This window comes from Peterkaempfera podocarpi, from assembly GCF_042466665.1.
Lineage (GTDB): Bacteria > Actinomycetota > Actinomycetes > Streptomycetales > Streptomycetaceae > Peterkaempfera > Peterkaempfera podocarpi.
In genome coordinates, this window is sequence record NZ_CP162102.1 from 6,089,450 (window position 1) to 6,104,320 (window position 14,871).

At 67.0% G+C, this 14,871-nt stretch carries 12 protein-coding genes; 5 read left to right on the forward strand and 7 right to left on the reverse strand.

The features are described 5' to 3' along the window. Nucleotides 1–311: 311 nt before the first annotated feature. The 4 genes from AB0761_RS26720 to AB0761_RS26735 form a co-directional block, all read right to left on the reverse strand. Nucleotides 312–2,321 (reverse strand): TerD family protein, encoded by a 2,010-nt coding sequence (locus AB0761_RS26720; RefSeq protein ID WP_377274340.1) that lies wholly within the window; start codon nucleotides 2,319–2,321, stop codon nucleotides 312–314. Nucleotides 2,322–3,142: 821 nt separating this feature from the next. Further along, on the reverse strand, nucleotides 3,143–3,475 hold the full coding sequence (locus AB0761_RS26725) for a hypothetical protein (RefSeq protein WP_377271675.1): 333 nt from the start codon (nucleotides 3,473–3,475) through the stop codon (nucleotides 3,143–3,145). A 539-nt stretch (nucleotides 3,476–4,014) separates the two neighbouring features. After that, on the reverse strand, nucleotides 4,015–4,185 hold the full coding sequence (locus AB0761_RS26730; protein WP_377271676.1) for a hypothetical protein: 171 nt from the start codon (nucleotides 4,183–4,185) through the stop codon (nucleotides 4,015–4,017). Nucleotides 4,186–4,210: 25 nt separating this feature from the next. Beyond that, nucleotides 4,211–4,444, reverse strand: coding sequence for a hypothetical protein (locus AB0761_RS26735; protein WP_377271677.1), 234 nt, complete (start codon nucleotides 4,442–4,444; stop codon nucleotides 4,211–4,213). Between the two features lie 108 nt (nucleotides 4,445–4,552). On the opposite strand from AB0761_RS26735, the gene AB0761_RS26740 reads away from it, so the two are divergent. Beyond that, the gene (locus AB0761_RS26740; protein ID WP_377267561.1) at nucleotides 4,553–5,098 is read left to right on the forward strand and encodes a hypothetical protein; all 546 of its coding nucleotides are present in this window, start codon (nucleotides 4,553–4,555) and stop codon (nucleotides 5,096–5,098) included. On the opposite strand, the gene AB0761_RS26745 is transcribed toward AB0761_RS26740, so the two are convergent. Beyond that, nucleotides 5,031–6,011 (reverse strand): IS5 family transposase, encoded by a 981-nt coding sequence (locus AB0761_RS26745; RefSeq protein ID WP_377271678.1) that lies wholly within the window; start codon nucleotides 6,009–6,011, stop codon nucleotides 5,031–5,033. The two genes, AB0761_RS26740 and AB0761_RS26745, sit on opposite strands and share 68 nt — an antisense overlap. 329 nt (nucleotides 6,012–6,340) lie before the next feature. Further along, nucleotides 6,341–7,717 (reverse strand): IS1380 family transposase, encoded by a 1,377-nt coding sequence (locus AB0761_RS26750; protein WP_377271679.1) that lies wholly within the window; start codon nucleotides 7,715–7,717, stop codon nucleotides 6,341–6,343. Between the two features lie 320 nt (nucleotides 7,718–8,037). Here AB0761_RS26750 and AB0761_RS26755 point away from each other — a divergent pair, with 320 nt between their 5' ends. Beyond that, on the forward strand, nucleotides 8,038–8,121 hold the full coding sequence (locus AB0761_RS26755) for a hypothetical protein (RefSeq protein ID WP_377274341.1): 84 nt from the start codon (nucleotides 8,038–8,040) through the stop codon (nucleotides 8,119–8,121). 455 nt (nucleotides 8,122–8,576) lie between these two features. Here AB0761_RS26755 and AB0761_RS26760 read toward each other — a convergent pair whose 3' ends face one another. Continuing rightward, on the reverse strand, nucleotides 8,577–9,344 hold the full coding sequence (locus AB0761_RS26760; protein WP_377271680.1) for a hypothetical protein: 768 nt from the start codon (nucleotides 9,342–9,344) through the stop codon (nucleotides 8,577–8,579). Nucleotides 9,345–9,805: 461 nt separating this feature from the next. On the opposite strand from AB0761_RS26760, the gene AB0761_RS26765 reads away from it, so the two are divergent. From AB0761_RS26765 to AB0761_RS26775, 3 genes are all read left to right on the forward strand, one after another. Next, nucleotides 9,806–11,563 carry a fibronectin type III domain-containing protein gene (locus tag AB0761_RS26765; RefSeq protein ID WP_377271681.1) on the forward strand — a complete coding sequence of 586 codons (1,758 nt, stop codon included), beginning with the start codon at nucleotides 9,806–9,808 and terminating at the stop codon, nucleotides 11,561–11,563. A 450-nt stretch (nucleotides 11,564–12,013) separates the two neighbouring features. Continuing rightward, nucleotides 12,014–12,286, forward strand: a complete 273-nt coding sequence (locus AB0761_RS26770; protein WP_377271682.1) for a hypothetical protein — start codon at nucleotides 12,014–12,016, stop codon at nucleotides 12,284–12,286. A gap of 986 nt (nucleotides 12,287–13,272) precedes the next feature. Then, nucleotides 13,273–14,649, forward strand: a complete 1,377-nt coding sequence (locus AB0761_RS26775; RefSeq protein WP_377271683.1) for an IS1380 family transposase — start codon at nucleotides 13,273–13,275, stop codon at nucleotides 14,647–14,649. Nucleotides 14,650–14,871 lie beyond the last annotated feature (222 nt).

Genomic DNA, 14,871 nt, shown 5'->3' on the forward strand with positions numbered 1-14,871 from the left:
CCGCGGTGCGGGTGCTGACGGCAAAGACTGACGGCAACAGCGGTGCACTGATGGCGATCTCGGTGGTGTCAGGTGGACCGCTTCAGGCTGCGATTGGGCTCGCACAGCAGCGTGCACGTGCCTGGGGGCGAACTTACAAAGCGCTGGCCAGCCTTAGGTGCGCAGATCCGCCTCCCATTCGCGGCAGTGTGGTGACGGTGTGATGCCTACGCTGGGGATTGTCCCGTTGAAGAGCATCGGGTGAGGAATCACATGCGTGGATGCCGCCGACTGATCGATGCTCGTCCTCACGTCAGGCCAAGTGTCGGGATTTAGGCGGTGACCGCGATCTCGCTAGGTTCCGGCCGACGGGTCGGGCGGCGCTCCAGATGGGCGATGACTCCAGTGTAGAAGCGGTCCACGGCGTCATCGACACTGCGGATGAAACCCGACTCGGCGTTACCGCGGGTGCTGCCCATGCCCTTGAAAAGGGAGAGGCGGAAGCCGATGACCTGGGCGCCGTCCTTCGGAAGAACGTCGGCTGGTTCGGGGCGCAGCCGCTCCAGTGTGCCGCGCGGACCCACCCCTTGGCCCTGGACGAGGGCCTCGATGTGCAGGTCGGCAGGGGCTTCGGAGAGCTGACGGATCAGGCGCTTGGCCCAGCTCAGGGGATAGCCCTGTTCCGGCGCGGGCATGTCGATGGACGTGCGCAGCTTGCCGGTGCGCAGGTCGGCGACGACGGCCAGGATGCCTGGCGTGCCGTCGATGCGGACCTCAGCCTCCAGGCGGCCATCCGCACAGAGACGGTCGGCGAGGGCAGCGTGGCGGGCGTGGGGATCGGTGCTGCGCCTGGCGCGCTGCACAGGCAGGACCTTCTGCCCCAGTTCACCGCCGAGCCGCAGGCACACCTGGCGAACGAGTCGTTCCCAGCTCTCGACTACCTCCACCGCACGCTGATCGCCTCGGCACAGCGTTTCCTCATCGATCCCCCTGCGCACAGGCACCCAGGCGGGGCCCATGTTCTGGAAGCCATGGCAGCCGGAGTTCTCGTGCTGGAGGTAGTGCAGGAGTTCCTGGAGGAGCCATGCGTGGGCGGCGTTGCCGACGCCCTCGTGTCGGATCAGCATCTGTGCCTGATGCGTGACCTCTGCCCAGGACAGGTGCCACAGCGTGGCTTTGTGCTTGCGCCGCCCGTCGGTCTTGACGTCCACGAGCGGCCTGCCTGGCAGCGCAACGTCGTTGGAGAGGGTGATGACGGCCTCGTAGCCGCGCCGGGCGGCGATATCCATGTAGTCCTGCACCTGTTCGGCCCTGAGCGCATTGCCGTTGGTTTTGGTCTCCATCAAGGCGGTCCACAACTTGCCGGCACGCTCGATGCGGATCACTCCGTCAGGGCGCTTGGGTGTATCCCCGTGCGGCAGCGAGACCTCAGTGAATGTGTCCATCCGACCTGCGGGAGCGCCGAACGCGGCGGTGAGCCTGCGACCGAACTCCGGAACCTGGGCCATCACCGAAAGCAGGACGGACGTAGCCCGCGTCTCCCGGTCCCGGTCGCTCTTGAGGGACGAGACGGGAAATAGCCGAGCCTGCCGCCACCCGTCATTTTCGGCAAGCGACTTCCTTGCTATGTTCGGAAGGGTGACCTTCTTCTTGGCGGTGCGTGGACGCCGTGTTGCGCCAGCAGCAGCCTCAGGTGCCGTCGACTGTGCTGGCACGGTGACCGGGTGCGCCGCAACAGGTGCTTCGGGAACGGTCACCGAAGCAGTGTCGGAACCCTCAACTGTCTCTGCGACCTCTTCCTCTGGGGCGTCGTCGACAACGATCCCGAAGTCTGTCGCCAGCCCCGCCAACCCGGTCTCGTACCCCTGACCGACAGCCCGGAACTTCCACTCCCCGCCCCGCCGATACAGCTCGCCGAAGATGAAAGCACTTTCGACACTCGCATCGTTGATGGAGAATCCGAGCAGGGTCTCCCCAGCACGGTCGGCGAGCGTCATTCGCAGATCATCCAGATCCCCGAATCGCGCGCCAACGTCCCGGCTGGCCGCAAGGACGACACGCTCCACGCCCGACGTCATCGCAGTCAGATCGAGGCTGATTCGGTCCTCACTGCCGTTGGCCGTCGGTGTCTTGCCCAGCAACTGCACAGTGCCATCAGCAGCAGCGGGGTTGTTGTAGAAGATAAAGTCCGCATCGCTGCGTACTTTGCCCTCCGCATCCAAGAGCAGCACGGACACGTCAGCGTCCCCGTCTCCAGCGGCACTGCACCAGCCCAGGCTCAGTACCACGGACCCAACGTCCTCACTCAGAGAGGCCAGCCCGACGTTCGCGCCCTTGACCATCTCCAGCATGGAGCCCCCCAGCCACGTGACTATGCCGAGCTGCGCCCGGCAGGTCGGCGCATCGAAAATCCTCGCATGCGTGACTTGAACCCTAGCGCCTGAGGCACACGTCGTGACGGTCAATGTAGCGAGCGGTCACCGTGGGCCACGGTTCAGCGGTTGCCGCCACCGCCCCATGACACTGCGGCACGCGTTGACGGCAGGGGCTGACGGCAACGGAGTCAGACGCAGGGGTACTTCGCCGGTAACGGGTGGACGGCCCATCCCGTTGCTCGGTCGGGTCGGCAGCGCACATGCCCCTGTGGGCGAACTTACAAAGCAGGGGTCGGCGGTTCGAAACCGTCTGCGCCCACCCTCTGAACTGCGGTTTTGCCATGCATGGGTCCGGGTTGGCCTGTTTTCCATGGCAAATGGGAACGCGATGGGAACGAAAACTGACGTTCCGTCAGTGCGTGTGCGTAAGTTCTGGAGCTTCGACTGGTGGGTGAGGCGGTCGACGGCGGAAGTCAGCGCGAGTGCGGTGAACAAGGTGAATGGCTGCCCAGTGGCGTCGGCCAGGGCTGTCCCGGCGAGCGAGCCAGCGCCGGCGCCTCCCGCCTGTACGGACGAGGTTTCGGGCAGGGGCAGGGTCGGCTGTGGTGGTTGATGCTCCCGACAGACTGGTAGTGGATTACTACATCGACGCGCCGGCCGGTTGGGTCGATGATCACCGCCCCCGGTTGGAGCGGGTGCGAGACGCCTGGCCGAGCGAGGTGATCGAAACCTCGCCCATGACCTACGAGTGGAGCCCACATCGCAGGAAATCCTGAGCACACCGCGCACTACGGAGCGTCCTCTGACGCCAGCACGGCCAGTTCGCGCAGTTGCTCGTAGTACCGGACTTCCTGCGCCTCGGTGAGTAGCGGCAACACCCTGTCGAGGTCCGCGATGCAGTCGCACAGGATCTGACGGCGACCCTCGTCAAGGGAACCCCGATTGCCCAGCCAGGTCGAGACGTAGCCGGCGATATACGTGTCCAGCAGCACGACGTCGACCCCTGCCAGTTCTTCTCCGCGCAGCCTGGCGGGAAAGTCCGCGCGCATGTGTTCCTTCCACAAGCGGGCCACAGCCTGCTCCTGCTTGTTTTTTCCAATCCCGCGAACCATGGTGGCCATGGTGACAGTCCGAGTGACTGACTGCGCTACAACGGCCCCGAACCCAGACGGACAACCACGGACTCCCGGGGACGGTCCTCTCAGGTCACAGGCGGTTCGGGTGCAGGTCGCACGACCACCAAGGTTGCTTCGGGACGAAGAGGCCAAATCGGCTGTTTGCGGTGGAGGGGGGCGGTGCTCTGGCATGGACTACAGTCCCGAGGCGAACCCGGGGACCTTTCAGATCCCGCCCCCCTTGGACCGCGGACCCGAAGGTTCTCTGACCGGCCTCAGCAGCGCGTTCAACCCTAGTGCCTTCATCTGACATTCACGCCGACATCAACGATCCCAGACTGCGACGGACCCCAGCAGGTGATCGCGCCCGGTCCACCGCGTGCCGTGGCATCGTCTATGCGGGGCCGTCTCTGGGCCGTATGAGGTTAGCCAACGCCGACCAACGACGACAGACGCCCACGGCATCTGAGCTGGTCAGAGCCGTGGGCGTCTTCTGCGTTTCAGGTCAGCGAGGCGGCGGGTCAGTAGACCGAGTTGGGATGCGATCAGTCGCCGGACCATCCCCAGAAGTAGATCTCCTGTGGTGTCCCCTCGTCGCTGTACAGTACCGCGCACCGTCTGTACCAACGATCCTCGGCGAGATCCTCGATCGCTTGGATATGCTCGCGTGTGAGCTGGTTGATGCTGGCTGCCGAGTGGGCCTCCTCGGCGGTCACCGATCGAACGGCGCACGCCTCGCGGTCATCGTCCTCGCCCTAAAACATGGAAGATGTCCAGAATGGAATGGGTCCGCGACTCCTGTAGCCACTGATCGGCGTAGAGCTCGTCCATGGTTTCTGGGCGCGGCCGACGTTGCTCTTCCGGAACCCACTCCTTCTCGTAGCCCCAGGGGTAGTCACCATCGCGGAACACACGTTCCCACAGGTCCTTCAGCGCGGCACCAAAGTCCTTTTGATACATGATGTAAGAAGCCATCCGTAAACCGTGCGTGATGTATGAGTTTCCGCTGGTGAGGCATGGTTTGGGTGTTCGTGCGGCAGGGTTTTCGGTGTCGGGTTGTCGTGGTCGGGAACGGAGTGTGTGATGCCGTCGCCGCTGGGGTTGCTGGAGGAGCGTAGGGAGTCCGCCCGGGCGCGGGTCGAGGGTCTGGAAACTCGGATGGCGCTTCTTGAGAAGGAGTTGGAGGAGGCCCGGGTGGTGCTGGAGCGGAGGGTCGTGGCGGTGGAGGAGTTGACGGCGGCGTTGGCTCCTGCCGAGGAGCCGGCGTCCGCCGGGGCGGCCGCGGCCGCGACTGTGCAACGGGTGCCGCCGAAGGGGGCGGTGGTCCCGCGGTGGTGTGAGGGCCTGGACCCGGCGGCGGCGCTGGCGTCGGACTACCGGCGGCTGGTGGAGGCGGTCGAGACGGCTGCTGCGGGTGGCGGCGGGTTGAGCGCGCGGGAGGTGGCCGAGGCGATGGAACCGGGCCGGAAGGTTGACATCCTCCTGCAGGAGAACCTGCGGACGAAGGCGAAGAGGCTGGTGGAGCGTGGATGGCTGGCGGTCGACGGCTCTGGGTGCCGGTTCATGCCGCGGCGGCCGTTGCCCGAGCCTGGGCCCATCCCGGCGTCGGGATCGGTGTCGGCGGGGTGAGGCGTGCGGCGCGTCGGCGGGCGAGGCGTGTGCTCATGACCATGGTCATGGACCACAGGATCATCGCTTCGGCGCTGTCGGGGCGGGTCTCGTGGTCGCGTGCGAGGCGACGTGAGCGCTTCAGCCAGGCGAACGTCCTCTCCACGACCCAGCGGCGGGGGACGACGCGGAAGCCGGACAGGTCGTCGGTGCGCTTGACGATCTCGACTGCCAGGCCGAACCTCTCCTTGGCCCAGGTGGCGAGGCCGCCGGTGTAACCACTGTCGCCCCAGAGCCTGCGCAGGCGGCGGCACGTGGTCATGAGCGCGGGGAGCATGCCGGCGGCGGTGGCGCGGTCGCCCGCGTCGGCCGGGGTGACCAGCACCGCCAGGACGAGGCCGATCGTGTCGACGACCAGGTGCCGCTTCCTCCCGTTGATCTTCTTGCCGCCGTCGTAGCCGCGGCTCGAACTCCTCACGTTGGCAGCGGCCTTGACCGACTGCGAGTCGATGACCGCGGCGGTCGGCTCCGCGTTGCGACCCTCTGCCTCGCGGACCGCGCCGCGCAGCCGGTCGTGGAACTCGGCCAGCAGGCCGGTGTCGCGCCAGCGGGTGAAGAAGGCGTGGACCCGCTTGAACGGTGGGTAGTCCGCGGGCAGTGCGGCCCATTTCACGCCGTTGTCCACCACGTACCGGACGGCGTCGAGTATCTGGCGGTGGCAGTAGCCCTCCGGCCGCCCGCCGCGGCCGTCCATCCACGCCGGCGTTGGCAGCAGGTCCCGTACCGCCGCCCACTCCGCGTCCGTCAGATCGCTCGGGTAGCGCCGAACACGTTCCCCGCCGTCGCGCGCGTTCCCGAACCGGTGTGCCAGGCAGTCACACTCCCGTGGAGCCCGGTTGCCCTCGACCCCGGCGACGGCGTAGAAATGCGGCAACAGGGCCTCCATGCGACTTTTGGGTCTCGACAACCTCCAAGTTGCGCAGGGGCCCTGTCTTCATGCCATGGCCAAGACGGGATCACCCGAACCGGGAATCAAGGGCGAACACACGTCCAACCCCCAAGCCTCGGTCACGGTTTGCGGATCGCTTCTTAGCCTCGATCTTGCGTGAGGGTTCGTCAGCTTGATGACGAGCCCTTTCGTGCTGTTTCGAGTGGGTGTTTCTGTGCGGGGGCATGGTGTGGGCCCGACTGTCGCGTCGGGTGGACGTCGGGTTCCACGGCTCCGAGGGGGGATTGCTCGTCGGGACTGGTCGTTGTGGGTGGTCAGCCTGGGTTCGGCAGGGACTGGAGCCGATCGACGGCGCTGGTGATCACGTCGGTCCAGGGCCAGTGGCGGGCCAGGCGTAGGTAGGTGCGGCGGCCGGTGGTGACGAGCTGGGCGGCGGCAGAGAACAGCCGCAGTCGCAGGCGCTTGGGCTCCCAGCGGCGGGAGGCGCCGGTCAGGGCGAGCATCGGCATCCAGGCCAGCAGCTCGAGCGCGAGCTGGACGATCTCCAGCCAGATCCGGTTCTGTGCCATCGCGTGCAGGGGAAGGTTGCGCAGGCCGGTGTCGCGGGCGGCGCGGATGCGGTCCTCGGCTCGTGCCCGCTGGCGGTGCCGCAGCTCCAGGGCGGCGATCGGCGCGTCGGGGGTGTTGGTGGCAAAGCAGGTCAGGCGCATGCCGTCGGCGTCGGTGAACCGCAGCTGGGCGCCGGGGTGCGGGCGTTCCTTGCGCACGATCAGCCGCATTCCCTTCGGCCAGCCGCCCAGCACGTCACCGGCCAGCTCGGCCACCCACGCCCCGTCGCGGATCTCGCCGCCAGGTTCGACGGCCGGCGTCCAGGCGGACTCCGGGATCTGGAGGACTGCGGCGTGGATGGCGTCGGTGATGGTCATCCCCACCGAGTACGACAGCCACCGTCCGCGCGCGGTCAGCCAGTCGAGGAAGGCGTGAGTGCCGCCCGCGGAGTCGGTTCGGACCAGGGTCCGCCGACCGCGCCGGAACCTCTTCGGCAGCTGGGCCAGCGCCAAGCGGGTTGCCTGGATGTAGTCGGTGGCGGTGTTGCTGCCCGCTTTGCCTGGCCGCAGCAGGCCGGCGACCGGCTCCCCGCCCCCGGCCGCACCGTGATCGACGAACGCCACGAGCGGATGATGCCCATAGGTCTTCTTCCAGGTCCGGGTGGCGTCCTGCTTGTCGGAGTGGGCCAGCACCAGCACCCCGTCGATGTCCACGATCACCTGCCCGCCGGCGTGCGGGGCATCGGACCCGGCCACCTGCCAGACCTGCTGGCGGGCTTCGGCCCGAGCGGCGCGGATCGCTGCCAGGGCCCGAGGCCCGGCTGCGGCGAGGGCGTCGACCAGGCGCGAGACGGTCGGGTCGGAGGCCACCAGCCCGAACACCTGCGGCTCGGCCCGCAGCATTGCTATATCGGCCAGGCAGTCCCCGCTCAGGGCCGTGGCCAGTGCCAGGTCCAGCAGGATCTTGCCCGGGTCGTGCACCGCCCGCGGCTTGCGCCACGGCGCAAGTGCTGCCGACAGCGACGCGTCCAGGCCGCTCTTGCGGGCGGTCTCCACCAGCAGGACCGCCCCGGCCTGCGAGACCACCGAGCGACCGTTGCCCTGAACACGGACAGGCGGGTACGACCCGCTACGCTTCTTCACCTGGAGAGTGCAGCTTTCCTGAGGACGACAAGGACCCTAGACAAGCCCTATCGTCCCAGGTCAGAGGCACTCTCCGCCTTTTTGATCAGTCTCTGGACAAGCTCGCTCGTGAAAGCGCGAGGCTAGTGGTGCGGGCATCGCCGCAGCTACTGCTTGTTTCGGCGGCCGCCGAGGCTAGCGTTCCGGTCCGACAGTCGGGACATGAGCGTCCGGGCCAGCCGCAGGCCACATGGGGTGGCAGCGCGCCGAAGGCAGGTGATCCGTAGCAACTCCCACGCGACCGCGGCATGCCCCTGTCTTGACGCTGCCTCGTCATCAGGATGGTTCGCGGGCGGGTGACCGAGCACTCGGAGCCGCTGCTGTCGCCCTGTATCCCTGTGCTGGAAGATCCGTTCGAGGGATAGGGGCCCGAGGCGCTCAGACCTGCTGCAGGGGGACGACGTCGGTGCTCGGTTTGCGGAATGGTCGGGCGGGCGGCTTCCGGCGTGGCCAGCAGGGCGACGATGGCGCCCAGGATCGACTTCCGCGAGGAGCATCGTGGTCAGGAGGAGGGACACGCGTCTACGCGGTTGGGAGGTGGTGACAGTTGCCGAGGTGCACTGCCGATTCGGAGTGCCCCCCGGTAGCGCCGCGAACGTCTCCTGTCCGGTTCCCGGTACGACCGTGTTGGTGCCTGTGGCCAAGGCAGGCGGGTGGGCGGAGGTTCAGCCAGGCGTCCGATTCGCGGGAGCGGATCGTGCTTGGTCTCCGGGCGGGAACATCGTTGGGAGCGCCGCCCCGACCTCCACGACGCCTTCGTCTCCCTTGCCTGCGCGCTCATCTGCTGGCGACGGCTCAAGAAGGCCACCGCATGCTCGCGCTACGGGCTCTCCGCCTGGAACGCTGCGACCTGGTGCGGTACTGAGAAGTCTGAAGCGCAGTCCGGACACGTCGTGCAGCCGAACAGACGGGGCAGATGCGCTGCGACCGCTGACTGTCCTGCCCTAACGGCCATACGATGCAATCGGCCTACCATCGGCGGCAGGTCCGCGGGGGCAGTCGGGCGGACCCCGGTGAGGATGGGCCCCTGACGGCTGACAACCCGAAAGCCCGCGTTCGGGTCCCGACGGCGAGTGCCTGCGGGCCTGCGGGAGAGGTCGATCTCCAGGCTCAGCCCACAGGAGGGGCACAGGACGTCGTGCCTCACCCGGCGCAGGCTGTTCCTCCACACAGGTACCCCCTCGAACGCCAGAATGTGCTCCAACCAGTACAGATAGTCGTCTTCATCGCCCTCGAAGGGCAATGCCGTCGTGAGGTCCAGGGTCAGCTGATGCAGCTCGTGGATTGCGGTCGGATAGCGCGCCTGGAGGTAACCGGGCTCGTGAAGCTGCTGCTCCTCGACGACGATCCGGCCGGCCAACGCCAGGGCCTGCCAGCAACCTCCCGGTTTGCGACCGGTAGCGATGTCCGTCAGAGCAGGGAGGGCAGCAAAGCTGGCTGCATACACCGTCCCCTGGTGGTAGAGAGAAGCCCAGAGGTCCTCCCACGCAACGTCAGCCGCGTCGGGATCACCGATCTCATCAAAGAGCCCGGGTAGGTCGGACGCGGATCCATAGGCGTGATTCAGGGCGGACCAGTCCAGTGTCATGCCTGCGATCATCCCAGCCGCATCCAATTGGCACCCCGCGCTCCGCCAGGCCCGGCAACGAGATCGCGGTGCGGGTTCATAGCGGGGCTGCCTTTTGGGGCGTGGGGCCGGCTTGATGGAGTCCGTGGCAGTTCGGCTGCTCCAGGAAGACCTTCGCTTCGCTCCCGGCGGCGCCTGCGCAGTAGCACTCGCCCTGGCCCTGCTCGCCCGCGGCGACCCGGTTGCCCTCACAGTTGGTTGGGCTCCGCAATGGCGTAACTGCCAGGTGCCTGAGTTGACCGATTGATCCGTGTAGCCAGAAAAATGGCTGTGTCATCGGGGCTGGTCAGGGGTGTACAGTCCGTGCCCGGCGTGTCATCGGCCTTGCCCAATGCATGCGCCTCTGACGCTTTGTCACCCACTTCTCGGGCCCGCGTCACGCTGTGGGCTTGAGCCCGGGCCTGAAAGGGGCCTGCCACCAAGTGAAGACTGGTACCCGGTTCCGATCCGCGTGCATCGCGGTCGTCGTCGCAGCAGTGGGGGGTTTGCTCACCGCCACTCCCGCCTCGGCCACGGTCACCTGCACATCCCCGGTGTTCAAGCGCGAGTTCTTCGCCAACACCACGCTCTCCGGCAAGCCGAAGAAGACCGACTGCGATGCGGCGATCAACCAATCCTGGGGCACGGGCGCTCCTGCCTCCGGGCTGCCGTACAACTACTTCTCCGTCCGCTGGACGGTCACCCGTGACTTCGGATCGGGCGGGCCCTTCACCCTCGCCGCCGAAACGCGGGACGGCATACGCGTGTACATCGACGGCGTCCGCAAGATCAACGTCTGGAAGAACGTCTCCACGACCCAGAAGAAGTCCGTCAACGTCACCATCCCTTCCGGCAAGCACACCCTGCGCATCGACTACGTCAACTGGACCGGCTCGGCCAACGTCAAGTTCAGCTACGCGCCCCGCACATCGGCCACCGTCGACAAGGTCAAGCCGCTCGCCCCCACGGGGGCCACTGCCGCCTACAGCGCCAGCACGATGAAGGCGACCATCAAGTGGGCCAAACGCCCGGAGATGGACCTGGCCGGCTACCGCGTGTACCGCCGCCCAGCAGGCTCCAGCACCTGGACACACATCGCGACCACCACCGCGATCAGCTACACCGACGCCCCGCCTGCCACAGGCCAGACCTTCTACTACGAGATCCGCGCGTACGACAAGGCCGGCAACACCTCCGCCGGAAGCGCCGACCGAGGCGTCACCACCCTTGACAAGACCCCGCCCCCCCGTGTCGCACCGCCGACCGTCACCATGGGAACCGACCGCACTCGGGAAAGCTACATCGTCAGCTGGAAACCCGTCACCGGAGCCGTCCGCTACCGGGTGCGCCGCCACCTGGCGGGGGAAAGCTGGTATGACCCGTGGCCCGTGGTTGCGACCACCACGGGCACCTCGATCACCAATTACGTGCCAGGCACGGGTGGCTCCGTTTTCTATCGCATCGAGGCCTACGACGCTGCCGGAAACTTCACACCCGCACAGGCCGGCGACGAGGGCTACGTCAACGCCTTCTGGGGAGCCCGGGCAACCGATGTCACCGTCTCCTACCAGGGTGACAACAACGCACTCCTGCAATGGACACTGCCCCAGGACACCTTCGCTATCCGATGGGACGAAGTTCGCCTTCTGCGCAGCGTCGGCACCCCATCGACGGAGGAGACAACACCACCGCAGTACTGCAGCCAGTTCTCGTACGTCGAAGATGGCGACCTACTTCGGTTCCGCTGCATCGCCGAGGTGACTCCAGGCGAGACCAACTTCTTCGCGGTGGAGCCGTACTTCTCCGAAACCTACCGCGCGATTCCCAGCGCCGTCGTTTCCGTCGCCGCTCCTGCCGCCCCGGCCCCTGCCACCAACTTCGCCGGTGCCATTGACGGGTACGGAGTCGACTTCAGCTGGACTGCAAGCCCGTCCGATGACGTCGACCACTACGAGCTGCACAGCGGCTTCTGGCACGCGCCGGGAGGCTACGCCACGCAGCCGACCGCCTCGATCGACGACGAGGGCACGTTCTACACCCTCATGAGCGTCGACGTTCCCGGTGACGCCACCAGCGCCAGGTGGCCGTACCTACTCACACAACAGGAGGACTTCGCGCTCGTCGCCGTCTCAAAGGACGGCACCAAGCTATCGGTCGACCAGTCGCCACGGACAAGGATGTCGCCACCGACCGCTGGCTAGCACTCCAGCAGGTCTTCGACGTTTTGCCTGCTCAGAGGCTGTGTGGCGTGAGTAATAGGACGCGGCACGAAAAGCGCCACAAGAAGCAGTGGAAGAGATATGGAGCAATGTTCGGGTATCTGTACTTCAAGGCTGGAATCAATCCCGCCATACCAGGTGGGAGATTGAGGCCAACCTCAAGGAAGGACATTACCCTTGCTGAGAGGGTTGTGGTACCGACTGTGTGGGGGCCTTGCACTCCTGGGGTCGGCCGGATGCCTCGCTCCGTCAGACCCCGTCCCCTCCGCATTCGGAATTCGAGTGTCAGGATCCTCGGCGACGGTCAAGGTTCCTCTCTGTCCGCAAGATCTCCTCGCGGTCATAACTGTTCGGGATGCTAATCCGAACGTCGCCGATCCAAAAGTATACTGGCGCGCTCGAGTTCCACACGGAACAGCAGGAAGTCGTGGGATGCTTGAAATATGGAGAAAAGGGGGATGGGCAACGCGCGACTTCTCGGGAAATGACGTCCGTGTAAGTCCGGTGAAACTACCTGCTCAACTGGACCTCAGCTATACAGCGGCGGACGGAAGCGGTACCGGCGACCTACTCGACCTGGCCGCAGCCTCTCAAGCTCGTCTGAAGCCAGGCCAGTACTGGACATGGAAAGGCATCATGACCGAACAACAGATCGATGCCCAGGAGGGGTGCGCGCCCGCATCGCCGGTCATCTCGATGAAGTGACGCCGCTGCTCCAGCCCCGATCCTGCGTGACGGCCCGCCGGTCCTTCCGGCGGGCCGTTTCAGCGGTTCAGGGGGACGGTCCCGCGAGTGAAGGGCTGGCTGCGCTTGGTCGGGCAGGTGGTAGCCGTCTGGACGGCGAAGCCCTTGTCGACAGGGCTGAGCTGGTGCGGGCGGCCTTCCGTCCGGCGAGGCTCCAAGCGAGCAATCCCGATGTCGATGAACCGGTGGACCACATCACGGGCGCTGCCCTCGTCGGCCTACACCGGCTTCGTGATCACCGGCCTACGGCTTCCGCCGGCCGAGCCCAGCAGCGCCATCGCGCGTCGGCACCGCACCGCATTCCCCCTCGCGCTGGCGGCAGGACCCCTGCAAGTCTTCCGTTGGAGGGCCGGGCTGAGGGTCACGCCCCGTGTTGGCGGGGAAGACGCCACCTACAGGTTGTCGCCGAGTCCTCCCTGCGGACCACCCTCGCACTGGCGGGGAAGTCGAGCGCCGCAGCGTCAGCGGCTGAGAGGCCCTGCCCACGTTGAGAGCGTCAGGGTTCCGTCGACCCCAAAACATCAGCGGTGCTCACGAGTTTGTTGGAGCGTTGTGTCCTCGACCAAGTCGTCTGTCTCGGCTCGGGAGGCCGCCTGTAGCCGTTCCCGCGGCAACCCATGGGAACGTCATCGGCCCCCTGATCATGCTCGACCCCAGACCGGACAGGACACCGCCCAAAGCCGCTCCACCGCCCGCGCGGTAGTCTCCGCGCAGGAGGGGTGCCATGTCGGCGTGGATCATGTTGGGTTCCGGATGCTTTCTCGTGGTCATGGGAGTGCTGACCCTGAAGGGTCGGGGGATAGTGGGGTATGCGGGGCCGCCTAGCCTCGCGCTTTCACGAGCGAGCTTGTCCAGAGACTGATCAAAAAGGCGGAGAGTGCCTCTGACCTGGGACGATAGGGCTTGTCGAAGGTCCTTGTCGTCCTCAGGAAAGCTGCACTCTCCAGGTGAAGAAGCGTAGCGGGTCGTACCCGCCTGTCCGCGTTGAGGGCAACGGTCGCTCGGTGGTCTCGCAGGCCGGGGCGGTCCTGCTGGTGGAGACCGCCCGCAAGAGCGGCCTGGACGCGTCGCTGTCGGCAGCACTTGCGCCGTGGCGCAAGCCGCGGGCGGTGCACGACCCGGGCAAGATCCTGCTGGACCTGGCACTGGCCACGGCCCTGAGCGGGGACTGCCTGGCCGATATAGCAATGCTGCGGGCCGAGCCGCAGGTGTTCGGGCTGGTGGCCTCCGACCCGACCGTCTCGCGCCTGGTCGACGCCCTCGCCGCAGCCGGGCCTCGGGCCCTGGCAGCGATCCGCGCCGCTCGGGCCGAAGCCCGCCAGCAGGTCTGGCAGGTGGCCGGGTCCGATGCCCCGCACGCCGGCGGGCAGGTGATCGTGGACATCGACGGGGTGCTGGTGCTGGCCCACTCCGACAAGCAGGACGCCACCCGGACCTGGAAGAAGACCTATGGGCATCATCCGCTCGTGGCGTTCGTCGATCACGGTGCGGCCGGGGGCGGGGAGCCGGTCGCCGGCCTGCTGCGGCCAGGCAAAGCGGGCAGCAACACCGCCACCGACTACATCCAGGCAACCCGCTTGGCGCTGGCCCAGCTGCCGAAGAGGTTCCGGCGCGGTCGGCGGACCCTGGTCCGAACCGACTCCGCGGGCGGCACTCACGCCTTCCTCGACTGGCTGACCGCGCGCGGACGGTGGCTGTCGTACTCGGTGGGGATGACCATCACCGACGCCATCCACGCCGCAGTCCTCCAGATCCCGGAGTCCGCCTGGACGCCGGCCGTCGAACCTGGCGGCGAGATCCGCGACGGGGCGTGGGTGGCCGAGCTGGCCGGTGACGTGCTGGGCGGCTGGCCGAAGGGAATGCGGCTGATCGTGCGCAAGGAACGCCCGCACCCCGGCGCCCAGCTGCGGTTCACCGACGCCGACGGCATGCGCCTGACCTGCTTTGCCACCAACACCCCCGACGCGCCGATCGCCGCCCTGGAGCTGCGGCACCGCCAGCGGGCACGAGCCGAGGACCGCATCCGCGCCGCCCGCGACACCGGCCTGCGCAACCTTCCCCTGCACGCGATGGCACAGAACCGGATCTGGCTGGAGATCGTCCAGCTCGCGCTCGAGCTGCTGGCCTGGATGCCGATGCTCGCCCTGACCGGCGCCTCCCGCCGCTGGGAGCCCAAGCGCCTGCGACTGCGGCTGTTCTCTGCCGCCGCCCAGCTCGTCACCACCGGCCGCCGCACCTACCTACGCCTGGCCCGCCACTGGCCCTGGACCGACGTGATCACCAGCGCCGTCGATCGGCTCCAGTCCCTGCCGAACCCAGGCTGACCACCCACAACGACCAGTCCCGACGAGCAATCCCCCCTCGGAGCCGTGGAACCCGACGTCCACCCGACGCGACAGTCGGGCCCACACCATGCCCCCGCACAGAAACACCCACTCGAAACAGCACGAAAGGGCTCGTCATCAAGCTGACGAACCCCCACGCAAGATCGAGGCTAGCCGACATCAACGTCGCCGGATGCTGATGGACCAGACTGGATGCGGGAG

What these genes read in the sequence shown, in the direction of transcription:
- AB0761_RS26720 (WP_377274340.1), bottom strand. Translation starts at nt 2,321, where the DNA reads ATGGTCAAGGGCGCGAACGTCGGGCTGGCCTCTCTGAGTGAGGACGTT.
- AB0761_RS26725 (WP_377271675.1), bottom strand. Translation starts at nt 3,475, where the DNA reads ATGGCCACCATGGTTCGCGGGATTGGAAAAAACAAGCAGGAGCAGGCT.
- AB0761_RS26735 (WP_377271677.1), bottom strand. Translation starts at nt 4,444, where the DNA reads ATGGCTTCTTACATCATGTATCAAAAGGACTTTGGTGCCGCGCTGAAG.
- AB0761_RS26740 (WP_377267561.1), top strand. Translation starts at nt 4,553, where the DNA reads ATGCCGTCGCCGCTGGGGTTGCTGGAGGAGCGTAGGGAGTCCGCCCGG.
- AB0761_RS26755 (WP_377274341.1), top strand. Translation starts at nt 8,038, where the DNA reads ATGGTTCGCGGGCGGGTGACCGAGCACTCGGAGCCGCTGCTGTCGCCC.
- AB0761_RS26760 (WP_377271680.1), bottom strand. Translation starts at nt 9,344, where the DNA reads ATGACACTGGACTGGTCCGCCCTGAATCACGCCTATGGATCCGCGTCC.
- AB0761_RS26770 (WP_377271682.1), top strand. Translation starts at nt 12,014, where the DNA reads ATGCTTGAAATATGGAGAAAAGGGGGATGGGCAACGCGCGACTTCTCG.